Genomic DNA, 18,298 nt, shown 5'->3' with positions numbered 1-18,298 from the left:
GTTTCGCGAGCGCAGCGAGTGAAAGGAGGAGTTGGAGATTCGCCCCAAGCCTTCGGCGAAACCAAAAAACCGCTTTTTCGAAATAAAAATTTCTACTTGCCGATTGGGTTTGTAATTCCGTGCGCCAATCAGGTTTGCGTTTCCGCCTGCCGGTCAGGTTTACGTTCCGCTTGCATCTTCTTTTTAGAACATCCGTTCGCTTCGCGAACGTGGGGCCATTACCTGCCGCGCCACTGCCACTGTCATCACTGCCGCATCGCCATCGCCGCCGCGCGCGAGCCGCACCGATTTTTAAAAAATATCAAAACCGAAATCTGATTTCTTAAAAAAATATCAAAACCAACATTGATTTTTAAAAAAAGTTATCAAATCCAAACCTTGTTTTTAAGAAAAACAAAAAAGAATAGGAAAAAATTACTGTTCGTGGCTGCATCCGTTGACAATAATTCCGAGCATTTTGTTTTGAAACGGAATTTCAAGTCTGACAATATCCCAAAGCGTCTCGGGATTCATGCCGAATTCCGGATGCGTGATTTGAATCGTCAGCGTTTGAAGAAATTCCCAATCCGCTTTTGATTTCCGCTGTTTAAAATCGTCGGGAAGAGAAAGCGCTTCCTCTTGCACTTGCGTCAATAAATCAATCAACCGATGCTGAAGGTTTTCATTTGCGATAAATTCGCCGTAAACGGGGCCGGACGATAACGCGATAACTTCGTCCAATTGTAAAACCATTTGAGAAACAACGGTTTTGGCGGCTTCGTCTTCGGGATGATGAGAACAGGCGCAAGAGCATTCATCGTCTGCGCCGTCAATCAGCGGCTTATCGTATCCGCGCGCGTGCGCATCGTGATTATGTGCCGCATGATTGTGTTCATCGCGATTATTTTCATCGTGATTGTGTCCATCGTGATTTTCGGAACAGCCGCAATCGGGCCCATCATGATGACCATGAAGATTATGATTTTGATCCATTCAATCCCTCCAAATGAATTAATTGCCTTTCAAATTCTTCCAAATCTATATGCGTATTATAACAGCCGGCGGAAAGAAGCGGAACGCCGTAAGTCATGATTTTGGATCGTTTCAGTTCGCGCATACCTTTGTTAATTTCATAATTGCAGCCGATTGCCAAAACACCGTCCGTTCCTTTCGCATCGGGATGTTTTAAAATGTGTTTGACAAAAGAGGAGCCTGTGATGATATAAAGTTTGTAGCCGTGTTCTTCGGACATTTTTTTGAGTTCTGCGAAATCGCATTTGCCGCAGGAAGTGCATTGAATTCCGGTGCGCGTCGTGCGCGCTTTGCACTCGACGTGGCGCATGCAATGCGGCGCAAGCACGATTCTTGTTTTCGTTTTGGAAAACTTCTTGCGCTGCGCGTTGTTTTTCAAATCGGCCATTTTCTTGTGAAGCTTATCCGGATTTTTGTAAAAGAACATGTAAACGGCAAGAAGCGGTTTGTAAAAGAAATCCATGACGCGTGATGCGTAGGACGCGAAGGCGGCGTTCTTTTGAAGCCGCGTGTGTCCGATATAAAACGCGATAAACAGCAAAATTGCGGAAAGAACGAGACCGATAACCAAAAGGCGGCCGATTTCATCATACATAATCAAATGCCTCCTTTTTCTTCAAAATCGTATAAGGTGACTGTTTTCAGCAATGATTCGCCGTCAGGAATCGGGGAAACCAATTCCATTTTTAAAACAACATCGCTGACATTGACTTTTGTTTCAAAACAGCCGTCATTGATTAAATAAACGCCTTGCGACGGAATAACGGAAGTTTTTTGCATGGATTCACTGAGTTCGACCGGGCAGGCGACGCCGATACAAGATGTCGGCCGATATTCTTTAAAGATTTTTTTAACAAAACTGCTTCCGGGAACCACGAAAACTTTGAAATCGCGGATTTCGGCTTCTTTGGTGATTTCGCCCACGTCGCAGCGCCCGCATTTGGTACAAACGAATCCGTAAAGCGGATCACAGCGCGCGTGGCAGTCGCTGCTTCGAAGACATTGGGGAAGCAGAACCACTTTTCGCTCGGTTTGTTTCTTAAATTTCTCCAAATAAACGGCATTTTGAATTTCAACCAAAATTTCGTCAACGAGCAAATCGTTCATGGAAAAAGCTGAAAAAACCCATTTGACAGGCGAGTAAAACAAATACAGTATGAATAAAACAAAAGTCGGAAAGATGATTCTCTTCCTGCGTATGCTGTATAAACCGATTGCCAACGCAAGTAAATTGAAAAGAATAATGAACAATAAAAGCCCGACGGCTATTTTTCCGATTAAAATGTAATTAATAGCGATAAGTAAGCCTCATAAACGTTTTTCGTTTTTCATTTTTGTTTTTTCGTTTTTGGATTCGTTTTTTGGTAAAGTTAAAATCAAGTCATTCAATAAAATGATTTCTCATCAGGCGAATATATAATTAAATCAAAATTAAAAATAAAACATAATAAATCAAATTTAAAGCAATTTAAAATCAAATTAAAAATAATTTAAAACAAAATTAAGATAAGAACTCCAAAGTATCTTTTATATACTTTGTCACAGCATTAGAATTTAAGAGAATCTGAGAGGGAAAAAATGAAATTAAATATGCATTCTCAAAAAACAGAAAAAAAAGTTGTCAGAAATATTGTTAAAATTGATGAAGAATTGTGCAACGGCTGCGGCGCTTGTGTTTCACCCTGCGCCGAAGGCGCGATTGTTATCATCGACGGCAAAGCCAAAGTCGTTTCCGACGATTTATGCGACGGCCTCGGCGCGTGCCTCGGCATTTGTCCGACAGGCGCGATGACGATTGAAAAGAGAGAAGCGGTTGAATTTGACGAAGAAAAAGCCGAGCTTCACAAAAAAGAAAACGAAAAGAAAAACGTGAACATGAATACGAATCAAAATATGAATTCAAACGCAAACCCGAATGACATTTCCTGTTTTATGTGCGGAAAAGACGATACTGAAAATTATTTGGTGTCGGTTCGAAAGAGCGGGCAAATTTTGTGGATTTGTACAAAATGTTTGCCGAGGTTGATTCATTGAATCAAATAACAATGATTTAAAAATAAAGAAATTAAAAAAAAGAAAGAATGGATTAAATCCATTCTCTGCTAATTTTAAGCTGTTTTGAAGGTGAGCATGACATTATATGTTTTGCTTTCATCAAAAGCATCCGAAAAAGTGCCAAGATCGCCACTGTTATCAAAAACGACCGAACCGCCTTTTTCTGTGATGGTGAATGTATCAACGACATAACCGTCAGCCGGTCTTGCTGTCAACATACATGAATACATTGTCGGCCATACATCAGAAGATGAACCTTCGAGAATATAATCAACGCCACCATAATTAAACTCCATTACACCGTTTGAGCCGACGTTAAAATTCCAAATATTAGAATCGAAAATCAAAACAGAATAAACTTTTCCGTTGACCTCTACATCCAACAAGTTAGTATATTCAAAATCATCAGCTGTTGCAGAATCATCTATTGAAAGAGTAACAGCCTTTCCATTTTGGATTACATTCTCAACCAATGAATTCTGATTATCAGTTTCAATAACTGTACCGGTAAATGTCAATACCAAATCTTTGCCGACAATATCTGATACAGGAGCATAAACATAGATTCTGCCGCCGGATTGATCATCAAATAAAGTTTGGAAAACATACAAACTTTGTCCATTAACTGTTGCTTTTGTTTTCGCTTCAAATTCGACATTTACATTATAGATTGAACTCTCGACATCAGAATATTCTCGGAAGAATTCTTTGTATTCCGAGTCAAATCCACTCGTCATAGGATCAAATGTAAGTTCAGGAACAGTCGATACACTAAAAATGGTTTTGTCTGACGGCGGAATAATTGTAATTCGGACATCTGTTGTTTTGGAATCCGTTACAACAGTCATTTTGCCGCTGATTGTACGCTCTTCGTATGCAGGGTTTCCGAGTTCAATAATTTTTGCAAAACTACCTGTTGGAAGATCAAAATTCCAAATGGTTGATGCGTAAAATGAAACAAAATAAACATCATCGCCGATAAGAACTCCTAAATTATAATCGTCCAATTCTCCAAAATCAATTTCTTCTTGTTTAAGAGTTAAAGTAACCGTTTTGCCTTTCACTTGAATATCTGAAAAAAGAATACCGTCCTCAATATTTTCAATTACATCCTCCCCATCCATTTCAATTGCCCCTGTAACAGATTGAAGGAAAGTAACATCGAAAGTGTCGCCGACTTCCATATCAGAGGTCGGAACATATACGTAAACTAGATAGATTGTTTCATCGTCTTCGTCTCCTTCACCTTCAATGTATTCGATGAACTCTTCAACAACGAGTGATTGACTACCGAATTTGGCTATTGTTGCCGTAGGTGCAGGAGTACCACGATTACTTCCACCGCTGCCGCCATTCTGATTTGCATAGACCACATCAGGCAAATTTGAATTTGAAGAGGAACTGTCTGTATCAGAAGTATCTGATGTACTTCCGGATGTGTTAGAAGTATTGCTCGTATTGATAGAAGTGTCAGATGGATTGTTAGAAGTATTGGTTGTTGTACTGCCTGTACCATTACTTGACCCGTTTGCTGTTTTACCGTCATCATTCGAACCGAGACAACCTGCCCCGATAAGACCAATGACTGCAAGAAGCACAATCAAGATCAAAAGATATTGCTTTTTATTAATAATCATAATAGAAACCCTCAAAGGTATATTGACATTAAATTCAAAATATTCAATTAAGAACGAATATAATTTCGTCATAAACCGGCGAGATATGTAGTGGATAAAATATAAAAGCCAAAAAAAACAAAGCCCCCATTGACGGAATTATAATATCCAAACATAAAATTCATTTAAAAGACCTCACCAATTAATCACAATTGCAATTAATATATTTAAACATTATTAAAGAATAAACACGATTGCAACAAAAAAGACAAAAGAAGACACAATTGTATCAAAAATCATAATATTCTCTAAAACCCATGAAAAGTATTATGAGTCAATCAAATCGCAACAAGTTATCTATTTCTTTAGCGGTTAGCCCTCATACTAAAAACAAGATGGAATCCCTTGTTTCAACAAAAAACTTCGGATCTGTATCAGATGTGGTTAATACAGCCATATTGATGTTTTTAGGAAAACTTTCGTTATGTGAAAACGAAACTGATTTTAACTATTTTATTTCATCAACCATAAACGTTGAAGCTGAAAAAGTTAAAAAGGAACAAATTTCTGTTTCTTACAATAAATTCGTCGATGACGAATTAAAAGATCTCTCAAATGTTCTCAAAAAAAGCAAATCTTTCATTGTTCGAATGGCAATAAACGATTTTTTAGCCTATTACGGCGGCAAAACGACTCATTTGCGAAGTCGTGACCTTGAGAAATATCCGACATCGGAAGAAGAACTCAGAGATTTTATTTTAAAAATAATAAAAGAAAATGATGAGAAATAAACTCAACCATTTTCAATTTGCCGAGCGGCGCACTTCAATCAATTCTCCGTTTCTGAATCCGTCCTTAATTTTATCAACCAATTCCGAATCCGTCCGAAGCTTAATATCGCCACCGCGGCCGACGGTCGCGCTGAAGAACGGTTTTCCAGAGATGAAAACATCTACGTCTTTTCCGGAAAATTCGGGAACGCGGAGAATAAAATGCTTTTTTGTCTTTTCAAAGACGGGAATCGCATAATCCGGATTGTTGCCGTATTCGTCGGAAACGTTGTCGTAGCCGTAACCGCCGCTGAAATCACCTTCAAAACCGCTGCCTTCGAATTCTTCTGCCGAATAACCGTCATCAAAATTCTTTTTTCTGCGATCACCGCTTCCGTTCCGACTGCCGGATTTATTCGGGCGGCCGAAGTAGGAAACCGGCATTTCTCGAACATCAATCCGAAGTCCCATATGAGATTCAATGCGATTGATTGTATCGCCGCCGCGGCCGATAATTTTCTTTTTGTCCGTGCTTTTGACTTTCACGACAGCGCTGGTGTCGGTTATAAGTTCGACTTCAAACGGTCCTGACGTGTAGCGTTCGACTTCTTCGGCAAGCATCGCTTCTGTGTCCGCCCAAAACGGTTTTCGTTCCGCAGGCGATGCCGCGCCGCCGGGGCCGACCGGCATGACGACGACCTGCTCGCCGTAAGTGTAAATTTCGTATTCGGTTTTGCCCGATGCCATTTCGCTGACCGTAATCACCGGTCTCGCCAAATCCGCTTCCATCATGCCGTGCGGCACTTTGACAGTAAATTCAAGCGCATAAACTTTGGAAATTTGTCCTTTGTCAATGAAAATAACCGTGTCGACAACTTGCGGAATCACACCGAGTTCGATTCTTCCGATCAGCCTTTGAACCGCGTCAATCGCGCGCGTTGCGTGAACGACGCCAATCATACCGACACCGGCAAGGCGCATGTCGGCAAACAGCATGAAATCCTGCGTTTTTCGAACTTCGTCATAAATCGTGTAATCGGGGCGCACCAAAAGAAGCAAGTCGGCTGTGTTTTCCATTTTGCCTTCGAGCGGCGCATACTGCGTAATTTCCGTCGGCACTTGAAGGTCGCGCGGTGATTCCATTGTCTTGACGACGTTGCCGTTTTCGAGGAGAAATTTCGCAACGGACGCGGAGAATGTAGACTTTCCGGCACCGGGAGATCCGGCGATTAAAATGCCGCGCTGCTGCAAGATTCTTTCTTTGAGAACATCGCTCGCCTGATATTTATCGAAGTCAACGTGCGCGATCGGGCGCACGATTGTAATTTCAAAATCATCGGAAAACGGGGCTTCCGTGATTGCAATCCTCATGTCGCGGACTTGAAGAATCAGCGCGCCGCTGTATTCCATTTCAATAAAGGATTCCGAATCAATTTTCGTAAAATGAACCAATTCGGATTTGATGTGTTCAAGCTCGGCCGCCGTACAAAGCGTGTCTCGAATCGGCATGTATTTCATTTCGCCGACGGATCCGCGTTTTGCCATCGGCATGACATTTGTTTTGAGGTGAACCGACATCGTTTGATCGTCAAAGAAATCAAGAACGGAAAGCTTTGAAACATCGGCATCTGCCTCACGAATGACAGGCGGTACATAATCAACGGAAAGACCGCGCGCGACCCCGACAACCGCCTGCACTTTATCGGACGTGACAAAGAGACCGCCGACTTCCGCTGCCGTTTGCCGGATGAGCGCGTCCACTTCTCCGAGTTTCGCGTCCCGAATTTGATGAACGGTCGGTCGATTGCCTTCATATTTGAGATAAATCTCGCCGGCTTCGTCCATTTGCCGCAAAATTAAAAGCTCGTCGATGCCGTAAACACCGGTTTCGCGCCGGCTGTCGGCTTGATTTTCAAGTTCGGCTAAAACGGCTTCGGGAATAACGACAGTCAAAACATCGTTGTCAATCGGTTTGTATCGGCCGTTTTTAATGGAAGATGAAAGAACGCCGTCAATTGCGGCGCTCGTGTCAGCAATAATGATATCGGCCGCGATAACGGCTTTGGAATCATAATGAAATTCAAAATCATCGGCGTTCACGTCAACGGAACGGAATTTTGAATGAGAAGAATTCGCGGGAGTTTTTCGGGTTGTCATGCTGAAAAATAAGCATTGAATGTATTAATAAATGCTTGAAAGTTGAAGAAAAAAGTTGAAAGCTGAAAATTAAAAAAGAAAAAAGAACGGTTAAATTAACCGTTCAAACAGAAATAAAATTTCTGCAAAATTTAAAAGTTTACGCAACGGACGGAACTGCCGTCAATACATAAGACGCGCTTTCGAATGTGATTGAGCCGTCAAACGGTGTAACATCCGCGCCGGATTTTGTAAGCGTCAATTCAAATCCGTCTGAGGCGGTAAATGTATTCGTCGAGCCGATGTCGCAAACATGGTAGTAAGTGCCGGCCGAATCCAAATTCAAACCGCCCGGAACGACACCGCTGCTTGTAATCGTACAGCCGTCGGGAACGACAATTTTAATCGCGGCAGAATCCAAGATGTAAACATTGTAAACAGATCCGCCTGCCACTGTAACGGAGAATGTCAAATCAGACGGTGTCGGCGTGCCGCCCTTCTCAAATGAAGCCGAATCGACCGCATCTTTAATTGTCACGGTCACGGTTTTGCCGCTGATAATCGTATCGCCGTCTTCTTCGCTGATGATATCGGCATTAACGTCGGTCACATCATTAACAGTGCTTAAAAATTCGAAAGTCAGCACTTTGCCGGAGGCTTCTGCTGCCGGAACATAGGCATAGATGTTGTTTTCGGCATTCAAATCCTGGTCAATATAAGTGTCCTCACCGTCATAAGTCGCAGCAATCTGTTTTTTAAAGACAGCCGTCACGTTGTAAACAGCACTTTCGGAAGGATCGGCATCAAATGCCGCGGGGACTGTGCTGTTGTAGACTTCTGTGCCGGATTTTGTAACGACAAAGGATTGAACGTAATATCCGTCATCGGGAACAACCGTCAGTTTAATCGGAATGTTGATGTCGCAAGCAACGGTTTTCGTTCCGGTGTAAAGATAGGTGTCTTTGTTGTCAATGAGTTCAATTTTTCCGTTGGAACCGGCATCGACATTAATGATTGAAGAAGCCATCAAATAAACATCATAAGTCGCGCCGCCTGCTGTCACGCTGAAGCTGATTGCTGTCGGCTCGGAACCGCCGGCTTCGAAATCACCGACATCAAGCGCGTCGTTCATGACAGCCGTAACATTCTTGCCGGAAATTTCGGGAACGGCGGAAAGTATGGCTTCGTTGAATGTTTCGGAAACTTCGGAAACGCTTGAGCCGAAGGTCACGGTCAATGTTTCGCCGGAAATATCGGCAACGGGGACATAAATGCAAAGTTTTGTGCCGTCCTCACCGCTTTGGGATTCAAGAATCATTTTTTGACCTGCGGCTTCCGCGGCATAATTTGACCCGGAACCGGACGATTTACCGCCTCCGCTGCCGCCGTCATGATTTGCGACAACAACGTCGGGAAGAGAGGAAAAAGATGTCGGAGTTGTGTTTGAGGACGTATTGTTCACTGAAGCCGACGTGTTATTTCGGCTGTCTGTATTGTTATTGTTTGTATTGTTATTGCTTGTATTGTTTGAAGCTGCCGAATTTGAAGAGTTTGAATTTGAACCGTTATTTTCGGTGTTGTTTGTTTGATCTTTGTTAAGACAGCCTGCACCAATCATTCCGACAACTGCCAGAAGTATGATAAGAAGTAATAAGATTTGTTTTGTTGTTTTTTGTTGTTTTACCATAAGCTGCGCACCACCATTTTGAGGATTGCTTGTGCACAACTAAAGCTCACGGCCCCTACAGCCTCTAACAAGAATGCATAGCTTTGAAAGAATAAATATAGTCCGATTAAAATAAAAATTATTTGAAAAAATATAGATTTTTCAATTAATAAACGTCTTTTTCATAAAAGACTTTCTCGCCGACAATTTTGCCGTCAATTGTTCGATAAAAACAGGAACGGTATCCAGTGTGACAAGCGCCGCCGTCTTGATCGACGAAAAGCAATAAGCAGTCGGCGTCGCAATCGAAACGGATTTCTCGGACGTGCTGGAAATGGCCGGAGGTTTCACCTTTTTTCCATAAGGATTGGCGGCTGCGGCTCCAATAATGCGCGATTTTGGTTTCAAGCGTCAATTTGAGAGATTCTTCGTTCATGTAAGCAAACATGAGAACTTCTTTAGAGTCGGCATCTTGAACAATTGCGGGAATTAAACCGTTTTCAAATTTGAATTGAGAAAGGTCGGCTGCGTTGAATGAATTGTTTGCATCGCAGCCGCATTTTGAGTGTTCCATACCTGAAAAGCCGTTTGATGAGTATATATAAGTTTCGTTTTTGAAAAAAACAGAAGCGGCTTATAAAATAACTGTTTTTTGTGTTTGTGGAATAACAATGGCTTCGAATTTCACAACAGGCATCTCCGAGTTTGACCGTTTGACGGAAAATAAAATTGAAAACGGAACGTTTCTTTTATTGTCCGGAAACGACGATGAGGGGATCGCCTCTTTTTCGGCGGCGATTGAAAAATCAAATGGGAGGCCTGCCGAAGAAGAAACGGTCAAAAAAAACAAGTGCACAATTCTAAAAATAACGCCTGAAAACAGGCATTGTTGGAAAGAATTGTGTTTTAACATAAAAACGAAAACAAACGCAACACAAACAGCAAACCAAACAGAAAACAAAGCAATACAGGAAGCCTTCGCGGAGACGGATTTGGAAATGATTTTTTTCATTGAAAATCTCAGCGAACTGTTTCAAAACGAAAGCAACAGCAAAAAATCTGCCCTATACGAAGAACGTCAAATCATTTCCTTTGTCAGGGAAATGAAAGCAGATATAAATCCGCAAAATACGAAACCCCGAAACTGTGAAGGCGGCCGGTATGTTATTATCGGTTGTCTTCACAGAAATATTTTATCAAAAGGAACGGAAGAGAGATTAAATCATTTGGCAGATTCGGCAATTCAATTTCAAATGAAGGAAAACGGCGATAAATTTGAGCGGCGGATGCTGGTTTTAAAATATAAAGGCGCGAAAGCCGGCGGAAATATTTTAAAATACGTCATTGAGAACGAGGAAATACAAATCGAAAATAAAAAAAGAATTTATTAAGGAGAGCTTCTTTACTTCTCTCTCAGATTAAATAATTGAGAGGGGAAATGAAATGGAAAAAATATTTGATTTAAAAACGGGAGACATCACAATCGAAAACCCGATTGTTTTATCGGCGATGGCCGGCGTCACTGACAGTAAGTTTGCGGCAGCCAACGCGAAAGGCGCGGGAATTGTCATCCTCGGCGCTTACAATTTGGATGACGAATCCAAAAAAGCGGGAATTGAAGCGGCTTCACGCGGCCGGACAGAATTTTTCGCGAACGAAAATGATGACACCGATATTTTCGCTCAAATCGAAAAGGAAATCGATGCCGTGAAAGCGGAAATGCCGGGAATGGTTCCGGCAGTCAGCGTCAGAAGCGCGTCAATTGAACCTTTGTTAAAGGCGGCGGCGTTGATTCAAAACAAAAACGCAATCATGGAATTGGATATTCATTGCCGTCAGCCGGAATTTACCGAACGCGGCCTCGGACAAGCGTTTTTAAAAGACACGCCGGCGCTTGCCGAAACGATTCAAAGAATCAAGGAAACCTGCGTTGTTTTATCCGTCAAATTCAGAACGAATGTCGTGAGTCCGGGAATGGCCGCCGAGTTTTTTGACGCGGCCGGCGCGGATATTATTCATGCCGACGCGATGATTGAAGGACAAGGCGCCGACCTTGAAGCAATCGCCGAAATCCGAAATGCAACCCGAAAACTCGTGATTGCGAATAATTCCGTCGATGATTTTGACGCGGCTTTGGATTTCTTTTCAAGCGGCGCGGATTTGGTTTCGGTTGCGCGCGCGGCTGCCGACGATGCGGAATTTATTCCGCACTTGGTCAAAAAAATAACGGAATATCAACAGGAAACAGGCTGGTACAACGCACCCAAACACGTTTGCAAACGCGGCGACAATCGCGGTTTGGCATTCTGCTGCCCGCCCGTTAAGTATTGCGCTTTGCTCAAAAGAATTGAAAACGTCGGATTCACGCCGGAAGAATTCATTCAATTAAAACAGGAAACCGTCAAAGGAACGCCGCTTGAAGGCGGCAAAGACACGTGTTTCGGAAGTTTGGTGTGGTGCTGCAAAGGAACAAAGCCCTGCTTTTACCGTGACGGATCGCTGCGCCAGCTCGGGATTTCACCGGATGAATACATGAGAATGAAAAAAGAATTGGCTGAAACGATTTTAAAAGCGATTGATGAAAAGAAATCGGCCGCTTCAAATTAAAATAAATCATTAAAAGAATTTAAAACAAATTGGGAGCCGAATCGTGATTCAAATTCCGTTCAATGAAGAAATTGCCGCATCAGCCGCGCTTTCGATGGTTTTGGAAGCGGCATCTTATCCGAAGCCCGGAAACGTTCATCGGCTTCAGGATTTTAAAGACACGTCATTTGAACACTTTTTAGCGTCAGCCCTTTCGGTTCAATCCGTTTTTATGAAAAGCGCCGCAGGTTCAGGCGATTCGGATTTGCCGGCGTTCGGGCCTTTGTTTTATGAAGCCGTTTTAAAAAGCATGTCCCTGCAAAGCGGCGGAAACACGCATTTCGGAACATTAATTTTGTTGTTGCCGCTGACGATTGCGGCAGGACATGTTTTTGAAACTGCCGGCAATGAAAGCTGCAGCCCCAAAGAAATCGGAAATGCCGTCGTTTTAAAAGCATCTGAAATTTGCAGAACAACGACGGTAGAAGACGCGGTTTGTTTTTACGAGACGTTTGGGACATTGTCAATTCCGGTCCAGAAGCCTGAAAAGGGAATGAAAGATTATGAATTGGATTTAACCGAGTCAGCCGCGATTGAGAAAATCAAACTGGAAGAGATTCCGCTTTTTGATTTAATGGCGCTTGGCAGCCGAAGAGACATGGTCGCCGCGGAATGGGTAAACGGATTTGAGAAATCGAAGAAGTTTGCAAAAAAGCTTCAAAAAAACAAAGCATGGTTTGAAGAAAATCCGAAAAAATGTTTTAAAAGCACGATAAACAGCGCCGTTGTGTACACGTTTTTGGAATTTTTGGCAAAGTATCCCGACACGTTTATCGCTGCAAAACACGGCGAAGCGGAATCTTTAAGAGTTCAGAAAAAAGCCGCGAAGCTCATGAAAAAATTGAAGAAATCCAAAAATTTGAAAAAGATGATTCCAAAAATTCAAAAATTCGATCAAAAACTTCAAAAAGAAAAAAACAATCCGGGATCATTGGCAGACATTACGGCCGCCGGCATTTTTATCGCGATTTTGGAAGGGCTGACAATTTAAATTAAATCAAATTTTGAACACCAAATTTTAAACAAACGAAGAGGAATTTCATGAAAGAAACGCCGGAAAACTTGAAAAAAATGGCGGAATACGGCATATCCGAGGGAATTTCCGAATTGATTTTGGCGACAAAAAACAGCCGAGAATCTGAAAAAACGGCAAATGCCGCGCCTTTTGGAATCACCTGGAAAAACAACAAGATGTTTCTTCATTTGTTTAAAGGGTCAACAACATACGAAAATTTAATGCGCGAAGATTATTTTTCGGCGAATTTGACGGATGATGCGGTTTTATTCGCTCAATCGACGTTTTATGATTTGGAAGAAGAAGAATTTGATACCGCCGTTTATGTAAGCGAAAAAAACGAAGACGGGCAGGCATCACAAACAACGATTTCAATTCCCGTTTTAAAAAATGCCGATCGATTTGTTTTATTTAAATGCGCTAATCAATTGGAAACGGAAAATTCTGTTGTGATCGACATTGAGCCCGTCGAATTTTTCATATTAAATCCGGAAAAAGAAGGATTCGTAATCAACCGCGGTTTTCATTCGGTCATTGAAGCCTGTATTCATTTAACGCGCTACGAATTGACAAAAGATCCGGTTTACATTGATTACATTCGGCATCATCAAAGAATCATTCAGCGCTGCGGCCGGAAAAATGACAAAAAAGGATTCGCGGTTATCAGAAAAAGATTGACGGAACTGGAAATCGCCGACAGAATCGAATAAACGATGCAAAAATTAATTTTGAGATACGGTCGCCTTTTTATCAGCTGTATTTGAAGAAACGGATGTTTTTTTCGGATTTTGAATAATATCAATGATTTCGCCGAGATTTTGCAATTTGTAATCCGGCTCAAAATAAAAATCGCGGTCATGGTCATTGCGGTCACCGTACGCGGCGTACGCCGTTGTCATTCCCATTTTTTTTGCGGGCGCGATGTCGCGGCGGAGACTGTCACCGATATACATCGACTCGGACGCGTTTGCGCCGAAACGATTCAGCGCGAACTCAAACGCGCCGAGGTCGGGTTTTTTCTTGCCGGACATGTCATACGCAATCACGTCGTCCACCAAACCGTCTAATTTCACGCGCCTCATTCGGCGGTAAGCGTTTTCCGTGTCGGCGTCGGTGACAATAATAAACGAGCGGCCCATGTCTTTGACCGCTTCAATCGTTTCGCGGACGCCGTCATAAAGCGTGACGTTTTCGACTTTAACGTCTTCATAAATGCAGCAGCATTCTTCAAAAAGAGATTCGGAAAAGACATATTTTTCTTTTAAATAATCTTCAATATTTTCCAAGCTTTCAAACCCGTAAATGCCGCGCAAGAAATAAGAAAGCATTTCAAGAGGTTCACCCGAACCGACTTTATCGACGACGGCGGTGCAAGCCTCAACTTTCGCGTGGACAAAATCAAAAAGCGTGTTGTCCATATCTGAAAAAACGTATTGAATTTCTTGGTTTTCGGCATCTGTCATTTAAAAATCCCTTTGTTGTCAAGTCTTATCAAAAGGATTGCCGACAAGATTATAAACTTATCGGAAAAATCAAAAAACGAAAGAAGAAGACAGATTTGAGAACCAACTCAAATTAATCAAATCGAATCAAATTAAATCAAAAGTTCTTCTCCGACATCCAAACAATTCAAACAGCCGCTGATTTCACCGTCTTCGTCCAGCCTGCAAATTTTGCGGTAAGGCTCGCCGAGCGGTTCCTGCCCGAGCGGGTAAGTGCCGAAATGCATCGGAACCAAATGTTTGGCGTTCAAAACTTTTGCCGCATCAACCGCTTCTTCCGGCGAAATGTGCGCGTATTCGGCAACGGAGCGCGGTGTGTATGCGCCGATTGGAAGAATCGCGTAATCAATGTCGGGGAACAATTCGGAAATGGTTTCAAAATGCGTTCCCCACGCCGTATCGCCGCCGAAATAAATGGTTTTGCCGTTGCCGCGAATGATAAAACTGCCCCAAAGCGTTCGGTTGCTGTCAAAAACGTGCATTCTTGACCAGTGAAAACTCGGAAGGAAATAAACTTCAACGCCCGGCATCGTTTGGTATTGCTGATACCAGCCGGCTTCCTGATAATTTTTGGTAAAATATTTAACGTAATTTCCGCCGTTTAACGGCAGCAACGCTTGCGTTTTTTTATTTCCTTTGAAAATTTTTCGAATCGAGCGCGTGTCCGCGTGGTCGTGATGCATGTGAGAAATGAGCACATAATCGACGAATTTGAAATTTTCGACGTCGCACGGAATCGGAACGAGGCGGTTTCGCGTCGGGAAACTGTAATAAGACGGATCGGTCAGAAACGTGACGCCGCCGAGGCGTATGAAAAAGGAAGCGTGTCCCAGCCAAACGATCATATCTTCGTCGGATTTCATGAAATCGTCGTTCGGGCAAAAACCGGCGCGGTACGGATCGTTTTTTCGTTCTTTGCGCTGCGGATTATTGAGCCGTGATTTTACGAAATTGATCATGCTGATTTGAGCCGGCTTTTCGTTTATGAAAGAGCGTCCCCTCACCGGATTTCCGACCCAGCCTTTTTTGATAATCGGAAGCGCCGGATTAGAAACATATTTGACTGACAAAATAACACCTGTAACGTTTTCATTTTTTAAATAGAATAGAATAAATCGGCATAGTATAAAAACCAAATATAAACTTAAAGGCAACCGAACATTTTTATAAAAATCGAGAGTAAATTCGAAAACAAAAACAAGAAGAGAGGGAAAAAATGAAAGTGATCGGAATACTCGGAAGTGCGCGTGAAAACGGCAGCACGCATTACTTAATGGAAGAAATGATGGCGGAAACAAAATCAAAAGGCGCTGAAACGGAAATATACAATTTGGCGAAAATGAATATCGGTTGCTGCCTCGGCTGCGAATCGTGCAAAAAAACGGGAAGCTGCGTCCGCAACGATGACATGCAAATTTTATACGGCGAACTCAAAGCGGCGGATGCAATCGTCATCGGAACACCGATTTATATGGGCGAGATGACGGGACAGTTAAAGACTTTTATTGACCGCTGTTTCGCGTTAAAAGATGCCGAACACAATTCGCATCTTTCCGCCGGCAAAAGGCTGGCAGTCGTCATCACGCAAGGCGCGCCGATGCCGGATCATTACGCGAAAACGCCGGAGCGAATCGAATACATTTTCAAAGGTCACGGCTGCGTTCCGGTCGGAACGGTGACTGCCGTCGGCGTTCACAATACGGATGAGCTTTTAAAAGACGAAAACGTTTTGGAAAAAGCAAAAGAAATCGGCAAACAATTAATATAAACAAGACATAGAAGAACGCAGAATTAAAATTACAGATTTATAAAACGAGTTACTGCAAAAAATAAAATTCAAAAACGGGGTGAATGATTTTGAAAGATTGTATGAGCGATGAGACGCGGCGAAAGATTTCCGAGCATCCGTGCTATTCTCCGGAAGCGCAGCACAAATTCGGAAGATTGCATTTGGCGGTTGCGCCGTCTTGCAATATTCAATGTAATTACTGCGACCGAAAATTCGATTGCGTGAACGAAAGCCGGCCGGGCGTTACAAGCGAAGTGCTGTCGCCGAAAAGCGCGCTTGAAAAAACCGCGCAGATTTTAAAACAGCACCCGTACATTCGCGTCGTCGGAATTGCGGGCCCCGGAGATCCGCTTGACAATGACGAAACGTTTGAAACATTTCGCCTGATTCGGGAAAATTTCCCGGACATCACGCTTTGCATCAGCACCAACGGATTGCTGCTGCCGGACCGCTTTTCCGAGCTGGCGGAATCCGACGTGGAAACGCTGACGGTCACGCTCAATGCGATTGATCCCGACATTCAAAAAGAAATCATTGACATGATTTATTACAACGGTAAAAAATATGAAGGCAGAGAAGCTGCCGAGATTTTAATTGAGAACCAATTAAAAGGCATTCAAATGGCGGTTACCGCGGGAATGACCGTTAAAATCAACACGGTGCTGATTCCCGGAATCAATGACAAACACATCATCGAAATCGCAAAAAAAATGAACGGCCTCGGCGTTTACATCATGAATGTGATGCCGCTCATCAACCAAGCCGCTTTTGCCGATATTGTGCCGCCGACAGATGCGGAAAGAAAAGCCGTTCAGGACGCCTGCGCGCCGTATGTCAAGCAGATGAAGCATTGCAGGCAATGCAGATCAGACGCTTACGGTTTGCTCGGGAATGATTTGTCGGTTGAGAAGAAAGCGAGTGGGAAGGAATTGAAAACGATTGCCGTCAAGAAAGACGAAGAGATTAAAGAATAATGAAGGAGTAACAGCGTGCCGAATTCAGAATCAATCGACTTACAAAAACTCGCCGAATCCATTAAAACTTTTGACGGCACTTCCCGAAAAGGACCGATCGCCTCGGTTTCCGAAACTTTCAAGGATGTCGCCGACGCTTACGGCGGCTGTGTCGCGGATTTCGGCGACGATGCGGCGGCGATTGACATCGGAAACGGCGATGTCATTTTGTTTGCGGCCGACGGCATTTGGGGGCGCTTGATTGAAAAAAGCCCGTGGTGGGCAGGATTTACTTCCGTCATTGTCAATATTAATGACATTGCCGCGATGGGCGGCCGACCGCTTGCGATGGTTGACGTTGTTTCATCAACCGACGCCGACACGTTTAAAGAGATTTTTAAAGGAATGGCGGAAGGAATCAAAAAATTCGGCGTTCCCGTCGTCGGCGGACACACGCATCCCGAAGGCGAAAAATCCTTGTCTGTCGCGATTGTCGGAATCGCGAAAAAAGATCATATTATTCGAAGCGATTCGGCAAAACCGGGCGATGTTGTCATTTATGCGATTGATTTGAATGGCAGAACCGGGCCGAATTCGCCTTACAGTTTTGAATCTGTTTCAATGAAAACGCCCGAACAAATTCGAAAAATGTATGAAGCGCCGCAGATTATCGGACAGAAACAGTTGGCAACGGCCGGAAAAGACATCAGCAATCCGGGAATTATCGGAACGCTCGGCATGCTTTGCGAAACGAGCGGTGTCGGCGCGCGCGTTCGGCTGGCGGAGATTGTGATGCCGAAAGATTCTGAAAATTCGGAAATCACGATTGAAAGATGGTGTTTAATGCACCCCGGAACCGGATTTGTTTTTACGGCGACAGCCGAAAACGCCGGCGAATGCATTCGCGTTTTAGAAGAAGGCGGCATGACTGCCGCGGTTTGCGGCGAAATGACGGCGGATCAAAAAGTGATTATTGACAACGGTTTGGAAACGGCGGTTGTTTTTGATTTTGAAAAGGATAAGATTACAGGGATTCAAAAGTCGGCGGAATAAAACCAAAAAAATAAAAAAACAAAAAACGCAAAATAAAACAAAAAACTGACAATAAAATGATTTGAATTTCGAATAATTGTTACTTT

General features: G+C 43.0%; 19 protein-coding genes. 10 read left to right on the top strand and 9 right to left on the bottom strand.

Features of this window, described 5'->3' with window-relative positions; translation table 11 throughout:
- Nucleotides 1-18 precede the first annotated feature (18 nt).
- The gene (locus MmiEs2_RS01935) at nt 19-318 is read left to right on the top strand and encodes a hypothetical protein (RefSeq protein ID WP_316559751.1); all 300 of its coding nucleotides are present in this window, start codon (nt 19-21) and stop codon (nt 316-318) included.
- 96 nt (nt 319-414) lie between these two features.
- Here MmiEs2_RS01935 and MmiEs2_RS01930 read toward each other — a convergent pair whose 3' ends face one another.
- From MmiEs2_RS01930 to MmiEs2_RS01920, 3 genes are read right to left on the bottom strand one after another with little or no spacing between them, the layout of a single operon-like run.
- Nucleotides 415-972 (bottom strand): ribonuclease HepT family protein, encoded by a 558-nt coding sequence (locus tag MmiEs2_RS01930; protein ID WP_316559750.1) that lies wholly within the window; start codon nt 970-972, stop codon nt 415-417.
- The gene (locus MmiEs2_RS01925) at nt 956-1,606 is read right to left on the bottom strand and encodes a DUF116 domain-containing protein (RefSeq protein WP_316559749.1); all 651 of its coding nucleotides are present in this window, start codon (nt 1,604-1,606) and stop codon (nt 956-958) included. The genes MmiEs2_RS01930 and MmiEs2_RS01925 overlap by 17 nt, the downstream gene beginning before the upstream one ends.
- A gap of 2 nt (nt 1,607-1,608) precedes the next feature.
- A complete protein-coding gene (locus MmiEs2_RS01920; RefSeq protein WP_316560220.1) occupies nt 1,609-2,160 on the bottom strand; it encodes a DUF116 domain-containing protein in 552 nt (183 codons plus the stop codon).
- Between the two features lie 429 nt (nt 2,161-2,589).
- Between MmiEs2_RS01920 and MmiEs2_RS01915 the strand changes: the two genes are divergently transcribed.
- A complete protein-coding gene (locus MmiEs2_RS01915; protein WP_316559748.1) occupies nt 2,590-3,045 on the top strand; it encodes an ATP-binding protein in 456 nt (151 codons plus the stop codon).
- A gap of 74 nt (nt 3,046-3,119) precedes the next feature.
- On the opposite strand, the gene MmiEs2_RS01910 is transcribed toward MmiEs2_RS01915, so the two are convergent.
- On the bottom strand, nt 3,120-4,703 hold the full coding sequence (locus tag MmiEs2_RS01910; protein ID WP_316559747.1) for a hypothetical protein: 1,584 nt from the start codon (nt 4,701-4,703) through the stop codon (nt 3,120-3,122).
- 308 nt (nt 4,704-5,011) lie between these two features.
- Between MmiEs2_RS01910 and MmiEs2_RS01905 the strand changes: the two genes are divergently transcribed.
- On the top strand, nt 5,012-5,473 hold the full coding sequence (locus MmiEs2_RS01905; RefSeq protein WP_316559746.1) for a ribbon-helix-helix domain-containing protein: 462 nt from the start codon (nt 5,012-5,014) through the stop codon (nt 5,471-5,473).
- Nucleotides 5,474-5,485: 12 nt separating this feature from the next.
- On the opposite strand, the gene MmiEs2_RS01900 is transcribed toward MmiEs2_RS01905, so the two are convergent.
- From MmiEs2_RS01900 to hisI, 3 genes are all read right to left on the bottom strand, one after another.
- On the bottom strand, nt 5,486-7,609 hold the full coding sequence (locus MmiEs2_RS01900; RefSeq protein WP_316559745.1) for a PINc/VapC family ATPase: 2,124 nt from the start codon (nt 7,607-7,609) through the stop codon (nt 5,486-5,488).
- Nucleotides 7,610-7,748: 139 nt separating this feature from the next.
- On the bottom strand, nt 7,749-9,275 hold the full coding sequence (locus MmiEs2_RS01895) for a hypothetical protein (RefSeq protein ID WP_316559744.1): 1,527 nt from the start codon (nt 9,273-9,275) through the stop codon (nt 7,749-7,751).
- A 145-nt stretch (nt 9,276-9,420) separates the two neighbouring features.
- A complete protein-coding gene (hisI, locus tag MmiEs2_RS01890) occupies nt 9,421-9,828 on the bottom strand; it encodes a phosphoribosyl-AMP cyclohydrolase (protein WP_316559743.1) in 408 nt (135 codons plus the stop codon).
- A gap of 97 nt (nt 9,829-9,925) precedes the next feature.
- Between hisI and MmiEs2_RS01885 the strand changes: the two genes are divergently transcribed.
- The 4 genes from MmiEs2_RS01885 to MmiEs2_RS01870 are packed head-to-tail and all read left to right on the top strand — an operon-like array spanning nt 9,926 to nt 13,625.
- Nucleotides 9,926-10,645 carry a hypothetical protein gene (locus MmiEs2_RS01885; RefSeq protein ID WP_316559742.1) on the top strand — a complete coding sequence of 240 codons (720 nt, stop codon included), beginning with the start codon at nt 9,926-9,928 and terminating at the stop codon, nt 10,643-10,645.
- 52 nt (nt 10,646-10,697) lie between these two features.
- Nucleotides 10,698-11,861 carry a methanogenesis marker 9 domain-containing protein gene (locus MmiEs2_RS01880; RefSeq protein ID WP_316559741.1) on the top strand — a complete coding sequence of 388 codons (1,164 nt, stop codon included), beginning with the start codon at nt 10,698-10,700 and terminating at the stop codon, nt 11,859-11,861.
- Between the two features lie 43 nt (nt 11,862-11,904).
- Nucleotides 11,905-12,891, top strand: coding sequence for a triphosphoribosyl-dephospho-CoA synthase (locus MmiEs2_RS01875; protein ID WP_316559740.1), 987 nt, complete (start codon nt 11,905-11,907; stop codon nt 12,889-12,891).
- A 50-nt stretch (nt 12,892-12,941) separates the two neighbouring features.
- Nucleotides 12,942-13,625, top strand: coding sequence for a DUF447 domain-containing protein (locus MmiEs2_RS01870; RefSeq protein ID WP_316559739.1), 684 nt, complete (start codon nt 12,942-12,944; stop codon nt 13,623-13,625).
- Between the two features lie 12 nt (nt 13,626-13,637).
- Here the strand turns inward: MmiEs2_RS01870 and MmiEs2_RS01865 are convergent, their stop codons facing one another.
- Both MmiEs2_RS01865 and MmiEs2_RS01860 read right to left on the bottom strand, forming a co-directional pair.
- Nucleotides 13,638-14,378 (bottom strand): HAD family hydrolase, encoded by a 741-nt coding sequence (locus MmiEs2_RS01865; RefSeq protein WP_316559738.1) that lies wholly within the window; start codon nt 14,376-14,378, stop codon nt 13,638-13,640.
- 131 nt (nt 14,379-14,509) lie between these two features.
- Nucleotides 14,510-15,487, bottom strand: a complete 978-nt coding sequence (locus MmiEs2_RS01860; RefSeq protein WP_316559737.1) for an MBL fold metallo-hydrolase — start codon at nt 15,485-15,487, stop codon at nt 14,510-14,512.
- Nucleotides 15,488-15,633: 146 nt separating this feature from the next.
- On the opposite strand from MmiEs2_RS01860, the gene MmiEs2_RS01855 reads away from it, so the two are divergent.
- The 3 genes from MmiEs2_RS01855 to MmiEs2_RS01845 all read left to right on the top strand — a co-directional run bounded on the left by MmiEs2_RS01855 (nt 15,634) and on the right by MmiEs2_RS01845 (nt 18,212).
- Nucleotides 15,634-16,185, top strand: coding sequence for a flavodoxin family protein (locus MmiEs2_RS01855; RefSeq protein WP_316559736.1), 552 nt, complete (start codon nt 15,634-15,636; stop codon nt 16,183-16,185).
- 101 nt (nt 16,186-16,286) lie between these two features.
- Nucleotides 16,287-17,180 carry a nitrogenase cofactor biosynthesis protein NifB gene (gene nifB, locus MmiEs2_RS01850; RefSeq protein ID WP_316560219.1) on the top strand — a complete coding sequence of 298 codons (894 nt, stop codon included), beginning with the start codon at nt 16,287-16,289 and terminating at the stop codon, nt 17,178-17,180.
- Nucleotides 17,181-17,195: 15 nt separating this feature from the next.
- On the top strand, nt 17,196-18,212 hold the full coding sequence (locus tag MmiEs2_RS01845) for a methanogenesis marker 2 protein (protein WP_316559735.1): 1,017 nt from the start codon (nt 17,196-17,198) through the stop codon (nt 18,210-18,212).
- Nucleotides 18,213-18,298 lie beyond the last annotated feature (86 nt).

The sequence above is a fragment of the Methanimicrococcus stummii genome (genome assembly GCF_032594435.1).
Classification (GTDB): Archaea; Halobacteriota; Methanosarcinia; order Methanosarcinales; family Methanosarcinaceae; genus Methanimicrococcus; species Methanimicrococcus stummii.
Note: the sequence above shows the minus strand (reverse complement) of the source record. Positions and strands in the feature narration are given on the sequence as shown.